General features: G+C 51.7%; 19 protein-coding genes. 13 read left to right on the top strand and 6 right to left on the bottom strand.

Going from position 1 to position 23,000, the window contains the following annotated elements; all coding sequences use genetic code 11:
• Window positions 1-545: 545 nt before the first annotated feature.
• The 3 genes from NDI52_RS11590 (at window position 546) to NDI52_RS11580 (ending at window position 3,775) form a co-directional block, all read left to right on the top strand.
• Window positions 546-1,118: a hypothetical protein gene (locus NDI52_RS11590; RefSeq protein ID WP_190772615.1), complete on the top strand. Its 573-nt coding sequence runs from the start codon at window positions 546-548 to the stop codon at window positions 1,116-1,118.
• A gap of 225 nt (window positions 1,119-1,343) precedes the next feature.
• Window positions 1,344-2,000 carry a glutathione S-transferase family protein gene (locus NDI52_RS11585; protein WP_190772614.1) on the top strand — a complete coding sequence of 219 codons (657 nt, stop codon included), beginning with the start codon at window positions 1,344-1,346 and terminating at the stop codon, window positions 1,998-2,000.
• Window positions 2,001-2,083: 83 nt separating this feature from the next.
• Window positions 2,084-3,775: a GMC family oxidoreductase gene (locus tag NDI52_RS11580; protein WP_242035878.1), complete on the top strand. Its 1,692-nt coding sequence runs from the start codon at window positions 2,084-2,086 to the stop codon at window positions 3,773-3,775.
• A 208-nt stretch (window positions 3,776-3,983) separates the two neighbouring features.
• Here the strand turns inward: NDI52_RS11580 and NDI52_RS11575 are convergent, their stop codons facing one another.
• Window positions 3,984-4,919: a LysR family transcriptional regulator gene (locus tag NDI52_RS11575; RefSeq protein WP_190772613.1), complete on the bottom strand. Its 936-nt coding sequence runs from the start codon at window positions 4,917-4,919 to the stop codon at window positions 3,984-3,986.
• A gap of 189 nt (window positions 4,920-5,108) precedes the next feature.
• On the opposite strand from NDI52_RS11575, the gene NDI52_RS11570 reads away from it, so the two are divergent.
• From NDI52_RS11570 to NDI52_RS11550, 5 genes are all read left to right on the top strand, one after another.
• On the top strand, window positions 5,109-6,440 hold the full coding sequence (locus NDI52_RS11570) for a Na+/H+ antiporter NhaC family protein (protein WP_190772612.1): 1,332 nt from the start codon (window positions 5,109-5,111) through the stop codon (window positions 6,438-6,440).
• The gene (ureA, locus tag NDI52_RS11565; protein ID WP_190772611.1) at window positions 6,431-6,733 is read left to right on the top strand and encodes an urease subunit gamma; all 303 of its coding nucleotides are present in this window, start codon (window positions 6,431-6,433) and stop codon (window positions 6,731-6,733) included. Before NDI52_RS11570 ends, ureA begins: the two co-directional genes overlap by 10 nt.
• A 45-nt stretch (window positions 6,734-6,778) precedes the next feature.
• On the top strand, window positions 6,779-7,153 hold the full coding sequence (locus NDI52_RS11560; RefSeq protein WP_190772610.1) for an urease subunit beta: 375 nt from the start codon (window positions 6,779-6,781) through the stop codon (window positions 7,151-7,153).
• Between the two features lie 543 nt (window positions 7,154-7,696).
• The gene (locus NDI52_RS11555) at window positions 7,697-9,349 is read left to right on the top strand and encodes an ABC transporter substrate-binding protein (protein ID WP_199307929.1); all 1,653 of its coding nucleotides are present in this window, start codon (window positions 7,697-7,699) and stop codon (window positions 9,347-9,349) included.
• The gene (locus NDI52_RS11550) at window positions 9,349-10,377 is read left to right on the top strand and encodes an ABC transporter permease (RefSeq protein WP_190772609.1); all 1,029 of its coding nucleotides are present in this window, start codon (window positions 9,349-9,351) and stop codon (window positions 10,375-10,377) included. Before NDI52_RS11555 ends, NDI52_RS11550 begins: the two co-directional genes overlap by 1 nt.
• 122 nt (window positions 10,378-10,499) lie before the next feature.
• Here NDI52_RS11550 and NDI52_RS11545 read toward each other — a convergent pair whose 3' ends face one another.
• Window positions 10,500-11,783 (bottom strand): ABC transporter substrate-binding protein, encoded by a 1,284-nt coding sequence (locus NDI52_RS11545; RefSeq protein WP_190772608.1) that lies wholly within the window; start codon window positions 11,781-11,783, stop codon window positions 10,500-10,502.
• 282 nt (window positions 11,784-12,065) lie between these two features.
• On the opposite strand from NDI52_RS11545, the gene NDI52_RS11540 reads away from it, so the two are divergent.
• Window positions 12,066-12,320, top strand: coding sequence for a hypothetical protein (locus NDI52_RS11540; RefSeq protein WP_190772607.1), 255 nt, complete (start codon window positions 12,066-12,068; stop codon window positions 12,318-12,320).
• Window positions 12,321-12,408: 88 nt separating this feature from the next.
• On the opposite strand, the gene NDI52_RS11535 is transcribed toward NDI52_RS11540, so the two are convergent.
• From NDI52_RS11535 to NDI52_RS11525, 3 genes are all read right to left on the bottom strand, one after another.
• Window positions 12,409-14,379 carry a PQQ-dependent sugar dehydrogenase gene (locus NDI52_RS11535; RefSeq protein ID WP_348256398.1) on the bottom strand — a complete coding sequence of 657 codons (1,971 nt, stop codon included), beginning with the start codon at window positions 14,377-14,379 and terminating at the stop codon, window positions 12,409-12,411.
• Between the two features lie 182 nt (window positions 14,380-14,561).
• Window positions 14,562-15,491, bottom strand: coding sequence for an NAD-dependent epimerase/dehydratase family protein (locus tag NDI52_RS11530; protein WP_190772605.1), 930 nt, complete (start codon window positions 15,489-15,491; stop codon window positions 14,562-14,564).
• Window positions 15,492-15,677: 186 nt separating this feature from the next.
• Complete coding sequence (locus NDI52_RS11525; RefSeq protein ID WP_190772604.1) at window positions 15,678-16,640, bottom strand: actin-binding WH2 domain-containing protein; 963 nt, start codon at window positions 16,638-16,640, stop codon at window positions 15,678-15,680.
• A gap of 561 nt (window positions 16,641-17,201) precedes the next feature.
• Between NDI52_RS11525 and NDI52_RS11520 the strand changes: the two genes are divergently transcribed.
• The 3 genes from NDI52_RS11520 (at window position 17,202) to NDI52_RS11510 (ending at window position 20,937) form a co-directional block, all read left to right on the top strand.
• A complete protein-coding gene (locus NDI52_RS11520) occupies window positions 17,202-18,179 on the top strand; it encodes a multicopper oxidase domain-containing protein (RefSeq protein ID WP_190772603.1) in 978 nt (325 codons plus the stop codon).
• A 453-nt stretch (window positions 18,180-18,632) separates the two neighbouring features.
• The gene (locus NDI52_RS11515) at window positions 18,633-19,487 is read left to right on the top strand and encodes a hypothetical protein (RefSeq protein ID WP_190772602.1); all 855 of its coding nucleotides are present in this window, start codon (window positions 18,633-18,635) and stop codon (window positions 19,485-19,487) included.
• 439 nt (window positions 19,488-19,926) lie between these two features.
• On the top strand, window positions 19,927-20,937 hold the full coding sequence (locus tag NDI52_RS11510) for an alpha/beta fold hydrolase (protein ID WP_190772601.1): 1,011 nt from the start codon (window positions 19,927-19,929) through the stop codon (window positions 20,935-20,937).
• A 168-nt stretch (window positions 20,938-21,105) separates the two neighbouring features.
• On the opposite strand, the gene hpxZ is transcribed toward NDI52_RS11510, so the two are convergent.
• The gene (gene hpxZ, locus NDI52_RS11505) at window positions 21,106-21,477 is read right to left on the bottom strand and encodes an oxalurate catabolism protein HpxZ (RefSeq protein ID WP_190772600.1); all 372 of its coding nucleotides are present in this window, start codon (window positions 21,475-21,477) and stop codon (window positions 21,106-21,108) included.
• Between the two features lie 378 nt (window positions 21,478-21,855).
• Between hpxZ and NDI52_RS11500 the strand changes: the two genes are divergently transcribed.
• Window positions 21,856-22,665, top strand: a complete 810-nt coding sequence (locus NDI52_RS11500) for a HEAT repeat domain-containing protein (protein ID WP_190772599.1) — start codon at window positions 21,856-21,858, stop codon at window positions 22,663-22,665.
• Window positions 22,666-23,000: the final 335 nt, after the last annotated feature.

Here is a 23,000-nt window from a genome sequence, read left to right as displayed (position 1 = left end):
GCTGAAAGGGATGTTTTTCGTGTACTTCCTGCACGAAAAACATCCCTTTCAAGCAGATCCTAGCTGTGTTGTTGGGTTATGGTGCACGGAACCGTCCATGACTCCTCTCCCCTCTCCAACGAAAGTCCAGAAGGATAATTTTCTGTCATGTTGCACAGAAAATTATCCTTCTGGGCATCAAGCCAGCAATTCTCAGTATGGGCATCAAAGCCAAGAGTTCACGCCCTACGGGCGTGAACTCTTGGCTTTGATGCCCGAGAACCGCGCGCCAAAGGCGCGCGGTTCTCGGGCCTGATTTCAAAATGAGAATTGCTGGCATCAAGCCTAGAAACGACTTGCATGGAACAATTGGTTTTCGAGCTTTAGAGGCGAGAGAGTGCCCGATGGGCACGAACTCTCGCCTCTAAAGCTCGAAATGGGAAGTGCTGAAAAACACCGAACTAGAAGACAAAATTTATAACAATGCTTTGAAAAGATATCCCCGTTTTTGCCGTTCAGACCTATATTTGTAGGCATCAAAGCAGACTTACCTTCAACATCTCAGAATGAAACCATCTTCGGGTTCCAACTCCCTGCCTACCAATCCTATTGGTGGCCCTAATCAGAATGCCTCGGGTGCTGCAACGGTTCCTCTCAAGGTCTATCGAGAGTTGGCGGCGGAGTTACAAGCCACCAAAGCGATGCTGGATTCCCTCCATGGTCAAAACCAGCAGCTAACACAGCAAAATCAACAGATGCGGCAAGACATGGAGCGGCTGGTACAGACAGCGCTGACGTTGCAGCAATACATGCCAGGCGGAACGGTTCCAGCGGGTAATGTTCTGCAAAGCTTTCCCTCTGATGCAGCCCGGACTCAGGCTGAAGCTCTGGCAGCCCAAATTCGACCCCATCGAGCAGCAACATCACCCGCATCCTCCTCGTCCTATCTGCCTGATTCGGACGACAGCACCAATCCTTTGCTGACAAGTCAGCCTATTCCCGCATTCACTCCCAGCCAGGGTTCCAGTTCCCGTGACATCAACGGGCTCTGGCTCTGGCTCATTGTTATTGGCATTATTGCGACAGCTTTCGGCGCAGGGTTCTTGCTAGTAAAACCTCTACTCCCTAGCAGCCGTTAAGAAGTTGCAGAATTGGTTTGTTCTGGGATTTTTTGAAAAGGTTGCTTTCCGTATCCAGCGGCCAGAAAATTACAACCTTTTCATGCTTTAGTGTCTGTTTTAAAGTCATTTTTTCGTGCGCTTCGCGCACGAAAAAATGACCCTTTCAGCAATTAGGACAGGAGCGAGTGAGAGCACTAGATCCCAAGCGCTCCTGTCCTAACGAACGCGACGAAGGATAAGGATATGGTGAAACCGCTGTTGGTCATTGGCAACAAGAATTACTCGTCCTGGTCGCTACGAGCCTGGTTGGTCGCCCGAAAAGCAGGTTTGGATTTTGAGGAGAAGCGCATTCCTCTGGACACTCCCGAGTTTGAAGCTAATATCGAAACCTACTCGCCCAGCCGTCGAGTCCCGGTTTTGCGAGATGGAGATCTATTGATTTGGGATTCTCTAGCGATCGCCGAGTACCTCAATGAAACCCACGCCAACCATACCCTCTGGCCCGAAAACCCACAGACCCGAGCGATCGCCCGCTCTATCACCGCTGAGATGCATTCCGGCTTCGCGACCCTGCGGCAATCGCTACCGATGAATATTCGGGCACGCGATCGCCATGTTTCCAGCACTCCCGCTCTGGAACAGGATATTACCCGCGTCACCACCCTCTGGCGCGAATGTCGGGAGCAATACGGCAGCACAGGCCCCTGGCTCTTTGGCGCTTTTTCCATTGCCGATGCCTTTTATGCTCCCGTCGTCTTTCGCTTCGTCACCTATGGCGTTTCCCTGGGTACGGTCGAGCAGACCTATGCAGAGACTGTACAGGGCGATCGCGACATCGAAGCCTGGGTGCAGGCTGCTAACGCTGAAGTCGAAACGATTCCTGGTGAAGAGGTGGGTTAATCCCAAACCGCCTGCCCAATCGTTGCAGGATGTCGCATCCATAGGATAATGGCTGACTAGTGATTGAGCGATGGTTTTGAGCCATGGCAGATTTCACATTGTTAGTCAGCAGGCGATCGCCACTATCCATGAATCCTATGTCCTCTCCTGAATACGATGCCATTGTGGTGGGTGCCGGGGCGACCGGAGGGGTAGCCGCCAAGGAATTGAGCGAACGCGGTTTAACGGTTCTCGTATTAGACGCGGGGCCACAGCGCACTCCTGATGTGGCGGTGCCCAATATTGTCCGAGATAGCGTACTGCGGGCTCAAAACCTGGCAACTCGGCAGCAGTCTTACCAGGCATTGCATCCAGGCTACTGGAAAGCAAATCCAACCCTGTTTGTTAACGAAAAAGAGAACCCTTATACAACACCGGGCGATCGCCCCTTCTCCTGGATTCGGGGGCGACAGGTGGGAGGTCGCAGCCTGACCTGGGGCGGCATCACGCTTCGTCTGTCGGATTATGAATTCAAATCTGCCAGCCAGGATGGATTTGGCGAGGACTGGCCGCTGTCCCATGATGAACTGGCTCCTTACTACGAGCGTCTGGAGCGTTTTTTTGAAGTGAAAGGGGCACGGGATAGTCTGCCGCAGTTGCCGGATGGCCCTTATGCGGCTCCTGCTTCACTGACGCCAGCAGAACTTTATTTTAAGGATGTCGTGGAGCAGGGGGGCGATCGCGCCCTCATCGTGTCTCGCGGTTTTGGCCTCCATCGCCCCACCCCAGAAAATATTTGGCCCCGCTCCTCTAGCCTGGGCTCGTCTTTGAAAGCCGCGTTGCAAACAGGAAAGGTAACGATACAACCCGATGCCGTGGTCAGCCACGTTGTGTTTGATCCGAATACGCGGCAAGCGCGAGGAGTGGGATACATCCATCGCACCCTTCACACGGCCCATGAGGTGCAGGCTCGTCTTGTTGTGCTGTGTGCTTCCACGTTGGAATCGGTGCGGATTCTATTGCACTCGACCGAGCAGTATCAAACAGGGGGTTTAGCCAACGAATCCGGCCTGCTGGGGCGCTATGTGACCGACCACATTTCCACCATGCGCTTCTTCACCCTGCCCGAGTTTCAGCAACCTGCCCATGCGTTCGATTTATCAGGTTGTGACAGCTTCTTTGTACCGCGCTTCAGCAATCTCGGCTCTCAGCAGGAATCGTTTTTGCGAGGCTATGGATTGTGGGGCGGGATTCAGCGAGTGGCCATTCCTGGCCTTGTGAGTCGAGTGGGGAATCAGGCGATCGGCTTCCTGGTGGGACATGGGGAGGTGTTGCCGCAGTACGACAACCGGGTGCGCCTGGATGGTCGCATGGTGGATGCCTGGGGGATTCCGGTGCCTCACATCGATGTGTCGTGGACCGATAACGAACACCGGATGCGGGTTCACATGCTGGAACAGATTGAGACGCTGGTGGACAAGGCGGGCGGGCAGTGCTTAGAATTGCCGGAGTTGTTCCGGGCCCCCCTGATGGGTGCGCCCTTACGCTGGATTGAGGATAAGTCGATGACGGGTACCCCTCCCGGCTTTTATGTGCATGAGTTGGGTGGGGCGCGAATGGGAACGTCTCCTCAAAACTCGGTGCTAAATCCCTATAACCAGTGCTGGGAGTCCTCCAATTTGTTGGTAGTAGATGGGGCCTGCTGGCCTTCAGCAGGTTGGCAGAATCCAACGCTGACAGAGATGGCGATTACGGCGCGTGCCTGTGAGTATGCCGTGCGCAATAGCAAGGCGTAATTGGAGGGAAAGGGTTTTGTAGATGACAGACACCGGGTGTTTTGAGTTCAGCATTGATGTTGTGTGGTGTGCGACGCACACCACACAACATCAATGCGTTTTTCCAAGCGCTTAAAATCTGGTTTTTTGTGAGAGCCGTGCGGTGCGCGGCTCTCACAAAAAACCAGATTTTAAGCGTAAAGCGCTGTAACTGCGTAAGTCTTGTTTTTTAGGAAGGTGAAAGGGTTTGTATTGGCGATGCTTGCCAGGTAGGCAGGGCTACCCGTAACTGGTCGAGAAATGCAAACGTTCCTTGGGATAGCAGGGCACCTTCGGCCGTGACGATCGCGATCGCCCGCGACAACGGCTCTGGCAAACTCCTCACTTGAATATCAGATGGTATAGGTTCAGCCGCCAGGCGAGCCATAACCGAAGCGCCTAAACCTTGATGCACCATGCTGATCACTGTAGAGTCTTGCTGCACTTCGTAGGCAATCGTCGGTTTCTGCCCGAAGCGAGAAATGTGCTCTAGAATCGTGCGCGCATGGCGGTGGGGAGGAGCCACCGGGGTCATAATCAGAGACATTTGGCCCAAGCGTTGCCAGGTCAGTTCTTCGTCGCCTCTAAGGGTGCCCGGAGGGAGGAGCACGACGAATTCATCCTGAAAAACCGTTTGAGTTTCCAGACCATCCTCAATGGGCAATAGCGTAAAGCCGATGTCGGCCTGGCCCTCTCGTACTGCCTCGGTGACGGTGGTGTAGTAGGGATACTCGGTAATGGAAATGCTGACCTCAGGGAAGCGATCGCGAAACTGCGCGATAACCTTCGGCAGCAAATGAGTCGCCACACTGCGAGGGGTCGCGATGCGCACTTCACCTCCCTGTAAGCCACGATTGCGGTTGGCCTTATGATGAATCGTCTCCACCAACCTCATCATCTGCTGAGCTTCCGGCAAAATCTCCTGACCGCAGGGAGTCAGCGCTGCACCGTGACGCCCCCGGTTCAACAGAACGACCCCCAGTTCTTCTTCGAGGGCGGCGATCGCATAACTCACGGTCGATTGCGACAAGCCCAGATCCAGAGCGGCTTCACTAAAGTTACCGTGTTGGGCCACGGTGATGAAGGCACGGAGTTGGGAGATTTTGATGCGAGTTTCGGCACTCATAGGCAGGAGACAGAGAAAAGGGGCAGATGAGTGGATGGGCAGGAGTGGATGAGGTTCCTATACCCTACACCTCGTCCCCCAGTTTGTGGCTATCGAGGAATTCGATGGGACGTATCTATCGATTATTTTGATTCAACGGAGCAGGCAGTCTAGGCTGACATTTATATCCTGAATCCCTGGAAGGCTGCGATGGATCTGCTGCTTGCCCTGATTCTCTCCTTTCTTTTGCTGCTGTTTAGTTCCCTTAAGGGAGTTTTTATTGCCTATCCGTTGGGGGTGGCTCTGGCAATTTTTGTCGGGCTTTGTTGGCATCGGGGTTTTGCCCTAAAGACACTGTTTCGATTTGGCGTGGAGGGGATTCAGCGGGCCTTTCCGGTGCTGAGTGTGTTGTTGTTGATTGGTCTGGTGATCGCCAGTTGGATGGCAGCAGGAACGGTGCCAGCGTTGGTTTACTACGGCTTGCAATGGATTCATCCCCACACCTTTCTGCTGATGGCTTTTTGGCTCACCAGTGGGGTGTCCTTGTTGATCGGCACCTCCTTCGGGACAGTCGGCACCATCGGCCTGGCATTGATGACGATGGCCCAGGGCAGTGATTTAAACCCGCATCTGTTGGCAGGGGCAGTAATTGCGGGAGCCTATGTAGGCGATCGCTGCTCTCCCATGTCCTCCAGTGCCCTGCTCATCGCCACCATTACCCGCACGAATCTTTACGGCAACCTGAAGCGCATGTGGCGCACCTCTGGAGTATCTCTGCTGGTATCGTCACTGATCTACCTGGCACTATCCCTACAACACCCCATTCATCTAACCACCCCGTCCCTCCCCCAGGATCTAGACCGAGTATTTCATATTCAGCCGTTGTTGCTATTGCCTGCGCTGCTGATTTTGGGCTTGTCAGTGGCCCAGGTGGAGGTGAAGCGATCGATGTTGCTGAGTACGGGAGTGGCGATCGCGATCGCCCTTTTCTACCAACATCACTCCCCTCTACAACTATTACAGTTCCTCTGCCTGGGCTTTCATCTGGAAACAGGCACCTCGCTGGATGCTTTACTGCTGGGAGGCGGGATGCTATCCATGGCAAAAGTTTCCCTGGTGGTGATGATTTCCACCGCTTTTGTGGGCTTGTTTGCCGGAACCCGAATGCTGGAGTCGATTCAGGAACCTTTGATGCGGCGTACGGGAACTCGTAACCGCTTCCTGACGACTGGCTTGGTGGGCGTTGGGACAGCAGCATTTGGCTGCACCCAGACCATTGCGATCCTGCTTACTGAACAACTCATGCGCTCGAAATATAAAGAAAGCCCAACAGGGAATGCAGCTCTAGCCCTTGACCTGGAAAATACAGTAGTTGTAATCTCGCCGTTAATTCCCTGGAATATTGCGGGGCTGGTGCCCGCCACTGTGTTGAGTACAGATGCTGGCTTCATTCCCTACGCGTGCTACCTCTATTTACTTCCGCTGGCCAACTGGCTCTATAGTCAGTTAGCGACTCCGTCGAAACCACAACTATGCAACTGACTCCCCAGGAAAAAGACAAACTTCTAATTTTTACTGCTGCGCTCCTAGCTGAACGCCGCAAAGAAAAAGGACTGAAACTCAACTACCCTGAATCCGTCGCTTACATTTCCGCTGCCATTTTGGAAGGGGCACGAGAGGGACGCACTGTATCTGAACTGATGACCCATGGCACGACTCTCTTGACCCGAGACGACGTCATGGAAGGCATTCCCGAGATGATCCACGAAGTCCAGGTCGAGGCCACCTTCCCCGATGGAACGAAACTGGTCACTGTACACGACCCCATCCGTTAATGAATTTTCCCGCCACATTAATGATGTGATGTAAGGAGTAAGGCGATGATTCCAGGCGAATTGTTTGTGGAGCCCGGCGAGATTGAACTGAACGCAGGGCGAGAAACCGTCACGTTGACCGTTGCAAACACGGGCGATCGCCCCATCCAGGTCGGTTCCCACTTCCACTTCTTCGAAGTCAACAAAGCCCTCTCCTTCGATCGCGACCAGGCTCGCGGCATGCGCCTCGACATCCCCGCCGGAACCGCCGTCCGCTTCGAACCCGGCGACGAAAAAGAAGTCACCCTCGTCACCCTCGTCGGCACCCGCGAAGTTTACGGCCTCAACGGCCTGATAAACGGCTTCCTCGACGGCAAACCCAAAGCTGAAGAGAAAACTGAAAAAAGCGACAAAAAGAAAGATAAGAAGAAGAAAAAGTAGCCTGTCTTAGGGGATTTCCAGCAATAAAATTACCTCCGTGATATTGGTGCTTTGCCCGCGAAGCAGGCAAAGCACCAATATCACGGGTAAATTCTTATGCAGAAATCTCCTTAGATCCTGCACCAAATCCTGAAGCCCTATTTTTCCAATGTCCATATGAAGGGGTTGCTGGGTTAAGAACGGCTAACCCACACCCCCTAACCCCCTCTCCTGGGAGAGGGGGGATCGGAGAAAAACAGCTCAATGGTTGTTAAAAAGGTTTTCCGGCTTGATCTCCCCTCTTCTGGGAGAGGGACCGGGGGTATGGGCTCAGGGCGATCGCTTCAAACAAGCGCATAAACCTAATTTAAAACCCACCGATGCGAAGCGCCACATTCACCTCCCACCAATAACTCCTTGTGCCAGGGGGTCTGGGGGACGGCACCCCGTCCTCCAGTCGGGGAGTTTGAGGGGCGACGCGCCCTCAAGCAGGGTTTCCAACATGCAACCAAAACGTTATAAAGTTCTGAATGGGTTCGCCATTTAGAATTCTTTAATCTCCTTATGACGCAAATGTTGGGCTTTTCGCTTCGCCAATGGCGCCGGTTCTTCCAATTTGTCGGCTTGTGCGGATTGTGTATTGCACTCATCGTCGGCTGCGGCTCCTCCCAAGACACCGCCTCACAGGGTAACAGCCCAGCCGCTCAAACCACCGGAGGGCGAATCACAATGGGCACAACCCAAAAAGTAGAAACCCTCGACCCCGCCGATGCTTACACCATCTTCACCGGCATCCTCATGTACAACATGGGCGATCGCCTCTACACCTACAAACCCGGCACCACCGAGCTAACCCCCCAACTCGCCACCGAAATGCCCACCGTCAGCGATGACGGCCTCACCTACAAAATTCCCCTGCGGCAAGGCGTCACCCTTCACGACGGCACCCCCTTCAACGCCGAAGTGATGAAATTCTCCATCGATCGCTTCATGACCAACGGCGGCGGCCCCTCCTTCCTGCTGAGCGATCTGGTTGACTCTGTAACCGCCAGCGGCGAATACGAACTGACCCTCAAACTCAAATACCCCTTTTCGGCGTTCCCCTCAGTCCTCTCCTTCTGGGGCGTCACCCCCGTTTCTCCCAAGTCCTACAAAATTGCTGAAGGTAGTTTCCAACCCGAAACCTTCGTCGGTAGCGGCCCCTACAAACTAGCGTCTCTGGGTTCCGACTTCATCAAGCTGGATGTGAACGAAAACTACTGGGGTGATAAACCCGCCAATCAGGGCATCGACATCCAAATCTTTGCCAGCCCCGCGAACCTCTACAACACCTTCAAAACCAAGGGCGTTGATGTCGCCTATCAAACCCTCGACCCCGACCAGGTTGCCAGCTTGCAGCGAGAATCTCAACAGGGCGGCTGGCAGGTAATTGAAGCGGGTAGCAATGTGGTCAACTACATGACCCTGAATCAGAAGATCGAGCCGACCAATGATCTGACGATACGGAAGGCGATCGCCGCCATGATCGATCGCAACCTGATCAACAATCGCGTCTTCCAAAATCAGGCCGCACCGCTCTATAGCCTGATTCCCACCAGCTTCGACATCTACAAACCCGGCTTTAAAGAAGCCTATGGTGATGGCAACTTCGACCTGGCAAAACAACTGCTGGCCGAAGCGGGCTACTCCGAATCCAAACCCTTCACATTTGAAATCTGGTATCCCTCAGCCTCCACAACCCGCTCCATCGTTGCCAACACCTTGAAGGAATCCATCGAAGCGGCCCTCCCTGGATTGGTCACTGTTAGCGTTCAAAGTGCGGAACGGGCAACCCTCTCCAAAGGAGTGGATAGCGGCCTCTATCAAACCGTGTTGCTCAACTGGTATCCCGACTTTTACGACGCCGATAACTTCATGCAGCCCTTCGTCACCTGCGATGAAGGCTCCCCCGAAAAACTCTGTACAAAAGGGGCCAGCCAGGGGAACGGCTCCTTCTACTACAGTGAACAAGCCAACCAACTGGTGAAAGATCAGCGTGCCGAGCGCGACCCGCAAGCCCGGAATAAGATGTTTGAGGAACTTCAAGACCTGGTGGTGGCGGATGTTCCCTACATTCCCCTGTGGCAGGACAAGGATTTCGTCTTTGCTCAGTCCGGTGTGAATAACGTAGCCATCGAACCCACTCAACTGTTCTTGCTCTGGCAGATTCAGAAGTAATGTCCTCTCGTTCCAGCGCTCTGCGCTATTACATTCTGTCGCGGTTGCTTCTGGCCCCGCTGATGCTGTGGATTATCGCCACGGTCGTCTTCATGCTGCTGCGGGCAACACCGGGGGATCCCGTCGATTCACTACTGGGTGCGCGCGCCCCCGATGCCGCGAAAGAAGCCCTGCGAGAGCGGCTGGGCCTGAACGCTCCCCTGTGGACGCAATACCTGACCTATTTGTGGAAACTGCTCCACTTAGATCTGGGTACGTCCCTGACTACTCAGGGGCAATCTGTAGTGAATATCATTCGCAATTATTTCCCCGCCACCTTGGAGTTAACGCTCATTAGCATGGTGGTTTCAGTCACTGTCGGCGTACTGATTGGCTCGCTTGCGGCTTCGCGGCCTAATACACCCCTGGATGCGGGGGGACGGTTGTTTGGCATCATTACCTACGCCGTGCCGATGTACTGGTTTGGGATGCTGCTGCAACTTCTGTTTGCGGTGCAGTTGCGTTGGTTTCCCATTGGCACCCGGTTTCCCATCAGCATGACTCCGCCTCAAGGGCCAACAGGACTGTATCTGTTAGATAGCGTACTGCAAGGCCGCCCTGATGCCTTTTTCACATCGCTCTATCACCTGGTTCTACCCAGCCTCACGCTGGGCATTCTGCTCAGCGGTATCTTTGAGCGAATCGTGCGGGTTAACCTGAAGCAAACCTTACGCTCGGATTATGTAGAAGCAGCCCGTGCGCGAGGTATTCCCGAACGACGAATTGTCTTTGCCCATGCCCTTAAAAATGCTCTAATTCCGCTGATTACAGTGTTGGGTTTGACGATCGCCTCGCTTCTGGGCGGTGCAATTCTCACGGAAGTTACGTTTAACTGGCCAGGATTAGCCAATCGGCTTTACCAGGCTATCGATACGCGAGACTATCCAGTCGTGCAGGGAATTATGGTGTTCTTTGGGGTGATTGTGGCGGTCGCCTCCATTCTGATTGACATCCTCAACGCCTGGGTTGATCCTCGCATTCGCTATTAATCCAGATGAATCGTGTGTAAGCACACCATTACCTGACTCACCACTAGACCTCCTGCATGAATCAATTTTTCAGGACGTGCGTTGTGCGGTTTCGCCACACAATGATTCACGCAGGAAGTCTACTATTGCCCTAAAGCCAAATCCAAACGGCGTTGGGAATCCTCTAAAGCTTCTTCTGGAGTAGCCTTACCCAGAACGACTGCTTCGATCGCCCGTCCCAAACTATCCGAGATGCGATTGTATCCGGGGAAAATGGGGCGCGATCGCCCGTACTCCGCTTGTTCCAAGAACACGTCGACAGCCGCTTGTTTCGCCATGAAATCTTTATAGGCTTGGCTTTCGCGCGATCGCACATTCACAGGTAAATATCCTGTTTCGATCGCCCATTGAGTTTGAAAGTCCTCACTCAGCACATAAGCCATGAAAGTTTGAGCGGCCTTCTCCCGTTCTGGAGTGGATTTGAGCAGGAATAAGTTTTCGCCACCCGTGCTGGTAGCGCGACGGGCACCTTCGGGGATAGGCATGACGGCAAAATCGACCCCAGTAGCCTGTAGCTGACCCAACGTCCAGGGGCCCGTGAGTTGCATGGCGACCTTTCCAGCCAGAAAACCATCCACCTCGTAGCCACGCTCCGGACCAGAGAGGACGACGGAGCCATCCGAAATCAAGTCTTGCCAGAGGTGAAGAGCGGCGATCGCCCCCACATTATTCAATGTCACTTTAGGTTCTGCACCCGGTTCCGATGGGTTGGCCTCCGTCAGCTCACCACCTCCGCTCCACATGAAGGGAAGCCAGGTGAAAACCGACCATTCTCCTTTCCCCAACGGTAGTAGCATCCCATGCTGGTCTTTGCTTGGGTCTGTGAGTTGTTTTGCAACGGCCCGCAGTTCTTCCCAGGTATGTGGCACCTCACGAATACCCGCTGCCTCAAACAGAGTGGGTCGATAGAATATGCCCACATTGTTCGTACCGAAGGGAATGGACCAGATATGCCCCTCCCAGGTCATAGACTCAAATAAAGCGGGTCCAATCTGCTCCTTCAGCCCACTCTCGGTGAGCCAATCCTCTAAAGGGCGGATAGCCTCTAACTCGACCAATTGCCCTGTAAACATAGGGGCAAACCAGAGTAGGTCAGGAGTGGCATTACCAACGATCGCCGCCAGCACCTTTGGCGTCTGTTGATCTGACTGCCCCACGTAAAGAGATTCCACCTGAATATCAGGATGCTCCTGGTTAAAGCGATCGACTAACCGCTGCAACACATCCCGGTTGGGAGGCGGGTTGACCCCTTGCCACAAGGTCAGGTGGATCACATCCGATTCTTTAGCCCGAGGGTTTTGGCATCCTGTGAGGCCCAGTAATGTCACCAGGCAAATAATCAACAAACGACGAGTGAGTGCGAACATAATCGTTGAGCCGTAGCGTACTCCTATTATTCATGGTGTACAAGCTCAGCGCACCATAAATCACACAGCGCGTTTCAAGCGCTGAAAATCTGGTTGTTTTTGTGAGAGCCGTACGGAGCGTGGCTCTCACAAAAACAACCGTGGCTGCTTCAAGCGCAAAGCACTGTAGGATGCAAAACTTGGCAGTTTTCTGAAACCAGTTTGGCCTAAAAGAAACGATCGCACTCCTGGCTCTGGTTCAACAATAAAGGTCTACTGCTTTCGTGCCGCGAGGTAGGTTTTATGAAAGCTTTGCTCCAGTTTTTGCAATGGATGTTAGTTGGTTTAACAGGATTAATTTTGTTGGCGTTGACGTTCAGGACATCGATCAATGTTGTGAACGGGTTGATGTTATTGGGGGCGATCGCTATTGTTATCCCCAATCTAGAACGCAAGTTATTCCAGGGCAATCTCATGCTTCTGCACTCTAGCATCATTCGCTTAGGAGCCTGGTATGTGCTGTTATTAATGGCTGTTTTTCTGGCACAGTTTCCCTAATGCCGTGGAAAATGCAGAGCTGATGCATTCTTGTCGTGTGCGAAGCACGCTGCAACAAGCACTAAACCTAGTGAACTTGCATTGATATTCAAGCTTGAAGCGAGAAATCTGCTCGATTAATGGCGAGACCATCCGTTAAATTCGCAAACTGACCGCCCGTTCCAAACCCAGAGGCCGTGCCATTGGCGTTATAGAATAAGCTTCCCGAGCCTGTGACATAGGTGATAATAGCCGCGCTCGTTTGGGCTTGGGCGGCCGAGCTAACCGATGCAAAGCTCAGCGTACTTACAGCCGTAAACGTGGTTTTGTCTAACACAATTTTGTCGAGCCCTGAGACAAAGTCTGTAACCGTATCCACTCCCATCCTCGCCACATCAAACGCAACATTGATGTCGAAAATGAAGCGATCGCGCCCCACTCCCCCTGTCAGAGTGTCGCCTCCACTTCCCCCGGTGAGGGCATCATTGCCCTGGCTACCGATGAGCGCATCATTGCCGCTATTTCCCCGCAGACTATTGTTCGCACGGTTACCCTGCAACCGATTACCCAGGCTATTACCCAATCCGTTAATCGCTCGGCTTCCAGTTAAAGTTAAGCGTTCGAGATTGGCCCCCAGAATATAGGTCCGGTTCGACAAGACCGTATCCGTACCCCCGTTCGGTGCTTCAGTAATCACATCGCCAAGGTTGTGAACATAAGTGTCATTGCCAGAACCACCCCGCAACAGATCTCGACCATTGCCACCATTCAGGTAATCACCTTCATTACCTCCAAGCAATGTGTCATTGCCATTGTTGCCCAGTAAGCGATCGTTACCGCCACGGGCGTCCAGGGTTTCAGGACTGGCGTTTCCCGTCAGGGCATCCCGGTTGTTGGTACCGATGATGCTTTTGTTCACATCCAGCCGAAAGATTTCGCCATCCAGGTCAACGATGTAAAGATTGCCGGCAGCATCCTCTCCAAAAGAAGCAATGTTGTCAATGGAGCCAGCATCAGGGGTAAGTTGGCTCGTGCGATCGCGAAACTGCGTCACCCGTCCATTGCGATAGCGGAATGACCAGATACGGCTGGACACAAAATCGCCAAAGAAATAAGTGCCACTCAGATCCACAACCGGACCCCGGTACACATATCCTCCAGTGATGGACTCCCCGACAGAGTGACTGTACTCATAAATAGGGGCAACCAGGTTGGAAGGGGCTGTTCCCGGTTCATAGGGCTCAGTTCCTTCGAAAAGATCCCAGCCATAGTTCCGTCCCCCGACGTTGGCAGGCTGAACGTTGATTTCTTCACGCTGGCCCTGGCCCACATCGGCGATGTACAGCGCCCCTGTGAGGCGATCGAAGCTGGGTCGCCAGGGGTTGCGCAAACCGTAGGCCCAGATTTCATCATCCCCCGCCCTTCCAACAAAAGGATTATCAGCCGGGATGGCGTAGTTGCGGTTTGGATCTGTGGCAAAGGCATCCCGGTTAACATTCAACCGCAAGATCTTGCCCAGTAGGTTATTGGTAGTATCTTGCGCATTGTCGTCGGGGTCGCCACCACTGCCGCCATCTCCAGTGGCGATGTAAAGGTATCCATCCGGACCAAAACCCAGCCAGCCACCGTTATGGTTCGCGTAAGGCTGGTCAATGGTGAGAATGGTGCGGGCGGAGTTTGGGTCAGCGAGGTTGGCATTGCCGTCCTGTACGGTGTATTCCACAATCTTGGTTTGCCCGGCTGCCCCGCCGCCTGGCGATGTATAGTTCACATAGAATTTGCCGTTCTGAGCAAAGTTGGGATGGAAGGATAACCCTAACAATCCCTGTTCTCCACCGTCTTCCAGTAACTCACTGTTAGAAATGGTTAGAAATGGCGTCGGGAGAACCGTTCCAGTCTGAAGGTTCAGGATTTTGATGCTGCCCGTTCGCTCCACAATGAAGAGCCGCTGCGAATCACCTGGAGGTGAAGTGACGTAGAGAGGCTGCTCCAGACCACTGGCAATGCGATCGCTCGAAATGTCTACGACAACAGTTCCAGTAGACTGAGCACTGGCACGGTCTGTAATTGCAGAACTCATCGGTTGACCTCCAGAGGATTTTCAGGATCGCTACATTGTCGTACCAGACTAAAGTTTTATAGCAGTTTCCATTCAATAACCACATCACTTTCTAGACAGGTTATTTTGCCGCATCAAATCAGAAGAGGCGCAGAGCAAAGCTCCGCACCTCTTTTAGTTACACGATTGAAGCGGATAGGGTGTCAGGCCTTGAGAATTTCATCATCCGTGGAAAAGTCAATTTCCTTTTGACTCCGACCACTGGCCAGGTAATCGTTCTCAAAGGAATCTTTGAGCCCCGCAACCAGATCAAAGCGAGGTGCCCAGTTAAGCTGAGATTTCGCTTTGTGCGTGTCGGTAAAAAAGTGCTGAACTCGCATCGGAAAAGCTTTGCGTTTGCCAAAGTCAAAGGCTTTAGGATCGTAATAAACAATCTTTAATGTGCTGGGATCTTTCCCGGCCGCTTCAGCGCAGACTTTTGCAAGCCCTGTGAAAGTGATCAGGCGATCGCCTGACACGTTGTAAATCTGCCCAATCGCCATCTTGTTCCCCAACACTGCTGCCATCGCCGCTGCCAGATCAGCGCAGTGGCCCAGCTGCGTCATAGCCATCCCATTGCCAGGAATGGGGATGGGGCGATCGCGCACAATGCGGTCGAAGAACCAGGCTTCCAGGTCGTTATAGTTTTGTGGGCCGTAGATGTAGACCGGACGCACTGACGTGAACGGCACTCCTTGGCTCATCAGGTAGTTTTCCGTCTCAAACTTGCCCTTATGACGGCTTTTCGGATCAACTGGATCACCCTCAATGTGGGGCATCTGGTCGGATTTAAGGTACACCCCCGCAGAGCTGACATAGACGAAGTGTTGAATTTTGCCGTTAAAAATTTCGACGAGGGGTTGGGTATCGCTCAGTTCGCGGCCATTGTTATCGAAAATAGCATCGAAAGACTCACCCGATAGTTTTTCTTTTAGTTGAGCGGGATCGGTGCGATCGCCCACAATCTGCTGCACTCCTTCAGGGGCCGGATGGTTGCCCCGGTTAAACAGCACCACCTCATGGCCCTGTTTGACCAGCAATTGCGTGAGATAGACCCCGATGAAGCGGGTGCCGCCAATAATGAGTACGCGCATAGGGTTTCCTGGAGTAATGTGACATCCGGTCAAATAACCATGATATGGGGTAGTGCGCCGTACGGCCCCATATCATGGTTATTTGAGGCTGTTTAAAAAGTTGATTTTTCGTGCGCGTGAGGCACGAAAAATCAACTTTTTAAACAGCCCTTAGGCTGAGCTACCGATTTGATTAGTATGGAATCGTTAATACTGAGAACCGCTCAGCAAATTCATCAAGGAGTTCCACACGGCAATATAAAAGTTGCCATCGATCTCACTGCGCAACAGTTCGAAGGGCATTCCTTGATTACCAATGAAGGGACGGAGTCGCCAGCCGAGTTGCATTCCGACGACAGCGTAAATCAGAATCCAGATGCGCAGCAGTAAGTTATTCAGGGGTTGTTCCATTCGAAAGGCGATGTAGGAACAGCCACGATACAGGTAACGAACGCCATACACTCCACACAGGCCAAAAATGATGACATGCAGTAACAGCAGAAATTGATAGTTATCAGGCGTGGTGACGGTGAAAAAGAAAGCGATGGGAGCCAAGCTCACCAGCAAAATCGTCGTTGTGCCCAGGGTCATCACCATCAGAGCAACAGTCTGTAGAAACTTGAAACTCTGCCCTAAGAGAACATTAAAGGTGTAGAGCGAAGGAATGCAGATGAGGGCTGTCAGTAAAAAGAGAATAGGAAGTTTGACCGCAGAAGAAAGCGCCTGCAATGGCCCGTTATACATCCCCATCACCAGGCCGTAGAACCCAGAGAGCAAGGCACAGAGAATGGACATCGCCGCAATGATGCGAGGCAATTGCTGCTGACTATGAATTTGCTCGAATAGAGCCGTCTGCGCTCGCAGGATATAGTCCAAAAAGTAAAAAGCCAGCCGTACCAGGCCACTCTTTTGAAGTGCTTCCCGTAGGGAACGAATTTCGGCCTGGGAGTAGTGAAACCGGGCGTGGGTATCTGCGGGCTGCGATCGCCCTCTATCCCGCTTAGATGGATGGTGAGAGTCAGCCGTATAAGGGCGATCAGCCGTGTAAGGGCGATCGGTCTTATCCCATTCATCACGGCTATGCGGACTATAGTCGTCGTCAAAATTGTGGAGGTCGTCTCCTGAGCCTATTGGTAGTTTTAGATCAGGATCGTCATCAGGTTTTCCCATAGTGATCTCTTACAAAGAGGAATGCAGACGTGGTTGATCTATCAAAGCCTTGGTCTTCTTAAACCGCTGTTCTGTTCACAAAAATTCGACAAAAGCTCAAATTCAGTTCAAGATTGAATGAATTTCCGTAAACACCCCTAACCGAAATGGAATCTAATAGTTTCCTCCAGTAGAGACTGATTCCGGTAGTATTTCGGACTGAATATTGTTCTGGGAGTGTATTTTTTGTTGTGGAAGGGGTATAGCATCCCTTTCACAACAAAAAATACACGTTTGAAACACACTCCTCAACCTGATGCAGGGTGGGATACAAAGGGCACTCTGAGCCCCTGTATCCCACCCTGCATCAGCATTGAACTATAATCCAACCTTTGGCTTCATCAATGATCATCCCAGACTACACGACCCCAGTATGTTGCGAATAACTTGCAAGAAGCCGAGCAATGCATGTATGCTCCTAATGGAAAACGTTTGAAACGTTGTTTTTTCGTGGTGTTAATCCATGCATAACCAACATTTCAAACTCCTTTTTTGCTGGCTATTTGTGTTGGGGTTAGTGGTGTGAGTCGCTCAGTATTGTGGAGTCGCCGTCAGTTTCTTCGGTTGGGTGTAGCGGCGGCAGGGGTATCTGGAGTGGCGATCGCCTGTCAAGCCTCCCAATTCGGTTCCTCTGTCGCCATTCCACCGTTGCCAGATATTACGGATGATCTGCAGTTTGGGTTTAACCCGATGCAGGTGTTGCGAGATTTTGATTATGGAACAGTCAAACACGAAGGTGGACGCACTGTTCGAGAATTTGAAGTAACGGCTAACAGCACTACCCTGCAACTCAACCGAGCCATTTCATTTGTTAGTTGGAATTTGAACGGGCGCGTGCCTGGGCCAACTCTACGAGCACGGGAGGGCGATCGCGTTCGCGTCATTTTCCACAACGAAGATGGGCATTCCCATAGTTTGCATTTCCACGGAACCCACCCGGCCGACATGGATGGCACGCAACCCATCCGTCATGGCAACACCATGGTTTATGAATTTGATGCCGCACCCTACGGCGTACACCTCTACCATTGCCACATTGCCCCCGTTACACGCCACATCAGCAAAGGGCTATATGGCATGTTTATTATCGATCCGCCCGAAGGCCGTCCCCCGGCTGACGAAATGGTTTTGGTCATGGGAGGCTATGACACAAACAACGATGACCGCAATGAACTTTATGCGTTCAATGGTATTCCAAACTATTACCGAGATCATCCCATTCCCATTTATCAGAATCAGCGCGTTCGTGTCTATTTATTGAACATGATCGAGTTTGATCCAGCCGTTACATTTCATATCCACGCTAATTTCTTTCAAATCTTTCGAACAGGACGAAGCCTAAAATCGACGGAAGAAACTGACGTTATCACAATGGGTACAGCCGAACGTCATATTTTAGAATTTTCCTATTCTCTACCAGGCCAATACATGTTTCACCCTCATCAAGATGGCATTGCCGATCTTGGTTGTATGGGGGTGTTTGACGTGCTTCCCACTTGAAAATAGTGTTTCCTTGAGGCGATGAAGCCTTGTCAATCATTGCCCTAAACATTAGATCTCCTACATGGATCATTGCGCGGCTCCGCGCACAACGATTCGTGCCCTCAAAAACTAATTTATGCAGAGAGCCTGCAAATCAACAACCTACAAATCAACAATCTACAACTCTTTTGGAAGGGTGACAGCGATGCTGTTACTCCTATAAAGAACTTTAGGTTACTAAACCAGGACTTACGCAAGCCCGCTACCTACAGTGCATTGTTGTTGTGGGTGGGGTGCTCCGCACCCCACCCACAACAACAATGCGTAAGTCCTGTAAACGTAAGGTTCTGAGAGCAATGTACTTTCAGGAGGCTGGCACCGGCAAAAATATCTTGCCGACTTTATTGACATTATTTCTCACTAATCTTAGTCTGAGGACTGTATAGTTGTTCAGCAAGGGATTCCATAACAGTGAAACGGTCGAAATCGGTTGAGCTTTTTCTAGCCTTGGGGCTGGCCGCAACAATGGGAGCCTGTGGCACCCCTTCGGCCAATACCAGTACCGACCAACATGAAAGTGGAGCTGCAGATACGGCTACCACAACTCATTCAGCAGCCGACCAAGGCGGCGAGGGTGGCGAAGGCGGAGAAGGTGGTGAAGGCGGTGAAGGCGGTGAAGGCGGTGCAGCAGCCACCGGTAATCCTGATGTTAACTACATGACAACTCTGGGGTTGATGAAAGGACACCTCATGGTGGCTCAGGAGTTGATGGAGCAGGGAAAATATGAAGAAGCCGAACCTCACATTGGGCACCCCGTTGAAGAATTGTACGGCGGCATCGAAGGAGATCTAACGGCCCGTAACGTACCGGAATTTAAGTCAACTCTGACTGAGCTCCACGATCTTGCACAATCCAGCCCTGATAGCCCAGAGACCAAAGCAGCTTTTGATGAATCCATGCAGGCTGTTGATGCGGCGATCGCAGCCCTCCCCGAAAGCCAGCGCCAATCTCCTGAGTTTGTCATGGACGTGATCAACCAGATGTTGAAGACCGCTGGAGAAGAATACGAAGCGGCGATCGCAGATGGCAAATTTGTCGAACTAGTCGAGTACCAGGATTCCCGAGGCTTCGTGCTGTATGCCGAGGAGCTGTACAAAGGAATTGAGGGCACAATGAGCCAGCAGAAAGCGGATCAACATAAGACGATTACTGATAGCTTTACCCAACTGAAAACCGCTTGGCCTGCGGTAAACCCACCTGCAACTCCGGTAAAAACTCCCTCCGAAGTGCTGGGGCTGATCTCCCAGGTTGAGCTCAATAGCTAAACCAAGAAACTCACATTTCTTGTATATGAGGGAGTGGAGGGCAGTTGCCTTCCACTCCCTCAACGGTTCCATGGTTCACCCCGTAAGACATGCCTAATGCTCTACGTTCTACTTAAGCAGAACGTAGAGCATTAGACATGTCTTCCATTCAGCAATTCTCATTTTGAAATCAGTCCCGAAAACCGCGCGCCTTTGGCGTGCGGTTTTCGGGCCTCAAAGCCAAGAGTTCACGCCCTACGGGCGTGAACTCTTGGCTTTGAGGCCCATACTGAGAATTGCTGTCTTCCATTAAATTGGTGTAAGACCTGGAGACGAGGTATGGGGTCCACCTCCATAGATTTGAAACATAATCCTACAGTTCTTGTCGGTTGGGGTTAGAAGAGGTTAGATTCTAAGTCCTGGTAGCCTTATCGGGCGATCGCTCTCCCCATTCAATGCAATGGAAAACTCTATCTATAGAAGCATTGCTTCATTGCGAGCAATTCAACAATCAGAATCTGAATTGCCATTGAGAAATGAAGCGTGTCGGTCTAAATTTTTTCTTCACTCGCGCATTACCAAAAAAGTTTTTCTTTTTTTTCATGGGTTTACAGCAGGCCCTTACCAATTTGAACCGTTAGGCAACGCGTTTCATAAAGCGGGTTACAACGTACTCGTGCCTCTGCAACCAGGGCATGGAATAGCTGGAGAGTGGAGTCGCCACAACACTCCACCATTACCGACGGATGTGAGAGTTTACCAACAATTTGTGCTGGAGTGGATTGGGCGAGCTCAAGAGCTGGGAGATGAGATCATCGTGGGAGGCCTGTCGAGCGGGGCCAACCTGGCGGCCTGGGCAGCACTGGAGCACCCAGAACAGGTGGGGCGATCGCTCCTCTTCGCCCCTTTTCTCAAAGGCCGCAACCCCTTATTCGATTGGTTAATCAACGTCTTACCCTTCTACTACGAGTGGTTCAACAAAGATGCTCCCGGCAACTTTGGCTACAAAGGGTTTCGTATTCCAGCTCTCCGTCTATTTTTAGAGCTAGGAAAAACAGTTCTAAACCAGGCACAAGTCCGCCGCTCGGCCCCCATGCTAGTGGTCAGCAGTGATGCGGATATGGCCACAGATCCAGGTACCCATCGGCAATTGTTTCAGGCAGTTCAGGTGCGGCAACCGCAATCCTGGTACTACTGCTTCGACAAATCCCTCGGCATCGGTCATCGCATGACGACTCGGATAGAAGACAACCCCTACGAAGACCAGTTGATTACGCTAACGCAATCCTACGTAGAAAGCAGTCTCACTTGGCCCCAGTTACAACTTCTCACCCGGCATATTCAGAAGGGAAAACCTGCCGATACAATCGCCTGTGCAGCCAACTTGTACACCTTGATCCCGTCCTATCTCAAGAATTTTTTGGAATGGGATCTGAGCGATCGCACCACCGGGTTCCTCAGCTCCCTCTAAGATCTGCTTTAAAGGTTATTTTTCGTGGGCGAAGCCCACAAAAAATAACCTTTAAAGCACGCCCTCATATCTTTTCAACATGAAGATAGTGAATGGGATGTGGTGAAAGGGGCACTTGGTGCTCCTTTCATCACATCCCATTCACACGTCTAAAACGCCCCAAGATAGCTATGAGGCTAACAGTGAGACATGGGCACTGACCACACGCCATCCTTCCGGGGTACGCATCCAGGTTTGGCTCTGGCGACCGCTTTTACCGGAGCGTACGAATTCAGTATTGGCTGTGGCAAAGTCGTGCCCGTAGGTTGTGATGACTGTGTTTTGGAGAGTACGAGTTAAATTGAGGGGCGATCGCCCCTGCCGAAAGTTGGCGATCGCCTCATAGCCATACAGGTTCTCCGTTGCCCCATAGCGAATGGTATGGGGACTATTCCAAAACAATTCATCCAATACGGCTACATCATTGCTCACCAGGGCTGCTTCATAACGCTCAAAAGCTGCTGTGACTTCAGCCAGCACCTCCGGTAAATTAATGTTCATACCTGCTGTCATCCGTTCCAATCACTTTTGTAAGAGTATTTCATTAACATTCTCACAAAAATTCTCGCCCGATGGACTAAACCTCCTACCCTCATGCAAGAGCGGACGTTGAATGCCATTCCTTTGAGGTCGCATGAGATAGCTGCATCAAAACAAAATAAGTCTTTTCAGCAGCAATTCTCAGTATGGGTTTCAAAGCTGAGAGTTCGTGCCCGAAGGGCACGAACTCTCAGCTTTGAAACCCGAAAATAGCCCGTCGAAGGCGGGCTATTTTCGGGTTGGATTTCAAAATGAGAATTACTGTCTTTTCAGAGACCTTTTAAGCGATGTTTCGGAGTATGTTATACGCATTGAAACTCTTCAGATTGCACCTACCGTATGAGCCCGGCAACTTATACCGATCCGGTCGCTAAACTCCTTTCCTTGGGCAACGAGTCTCCAAATTTGGAAGATGATTGGCTTGATTATCCATCCCAGTTTGGCTTTACCTCGGGCCACGCAGCGGAGTTAATTCGCTTAACAACCGATACTCAATTCGATGAACTACAAGCCGACAGAAGTGAACTCTGGGCCCCTATTCATGCCATTCGCGCCTTAGGCCAGCTTCAGATTGAGGAAGCGATCGCCCCTCTCATGGGGCTACTCATTCAAGACGATGATTACATTCAGATCAATGTCCCACGGGCTTTAGGGATGATTGGCGTCGGGGCGATCGCTCCCCTCACCGAATTTATCAACGATGACCAGCAAGAGGAGTCAGCACGGGGCTTTGCGATTGCTGCCTTAGGAGCCATTGGGCAGGAACAACCTGCGGCCCGGCCAGCAGCGATTGAGGCTCTCATGGCACTGCTGGCTGATCCAACCCGCTATCCTGGGCCGTTGTCAACTTATATAGCTGGAGAACTTATCGACCTTAAAGCTACCGAAGCTGCACCTCTAATTCAGCAGGCATTCGCCTCAGGTGCTATCGATGAGTGGATCATTGGTAACTGGCCTCAAGTACAAATTGATTTGGGGCTGAAGAAAGAATCTGACTTCACTCCACAAGAACTTCGTCTGGAGCCGCCCCCCTATCTCAAAGAAATTGGTTCTATGCTCAAGCTGCTAGAACGTCAGGAGTCACCTCCTCAAGGATTTGGAACTCCCAAAATTGGTGGCTCCAAGAAAAAGAAGAAAAAGAAAAAATAGTGCCCTGTTTCTATAGCCTTACGTAGGCTGCTTCTAAATGAAATGTGTCTGAAACGGAAGTTTCAGACACATTTCATAACCTGAGTTCGGGTTAAGGGTGTTTTCGAGTGCCGCGCGTTGCGCGGCACTCGAAAACACTCATTTTGGCGTGCGCAAAGCGCACGCCAAAATGAGCACTTCAGCTTATCCAGAACTGAGGTTTTCATACTTTTACTGATACTTATACCGTTTTAATATGAAGCTGCGCCAAATAGGGCTTCGAGAATGAAATCGTAGGACGTCAATGACGCAACCCTTTCAGGGGAAATCTTGTCGAGTTCCGAGGTCAGGAGTTT

The sequence above is a fragment of the Leptolyngbya sp. PL-A3 genome (assembly GCF_039962325.1).
GTDB lineage: Bacteria > Cyanobacteriota > Cyanobacteriia > Elainellales > Elainellaceae > Vacuolonema.
Note: the sequence above shows the minus strand (reverse complement) of the source record. Positions and strands in the feature narration are given on the sequence as shown.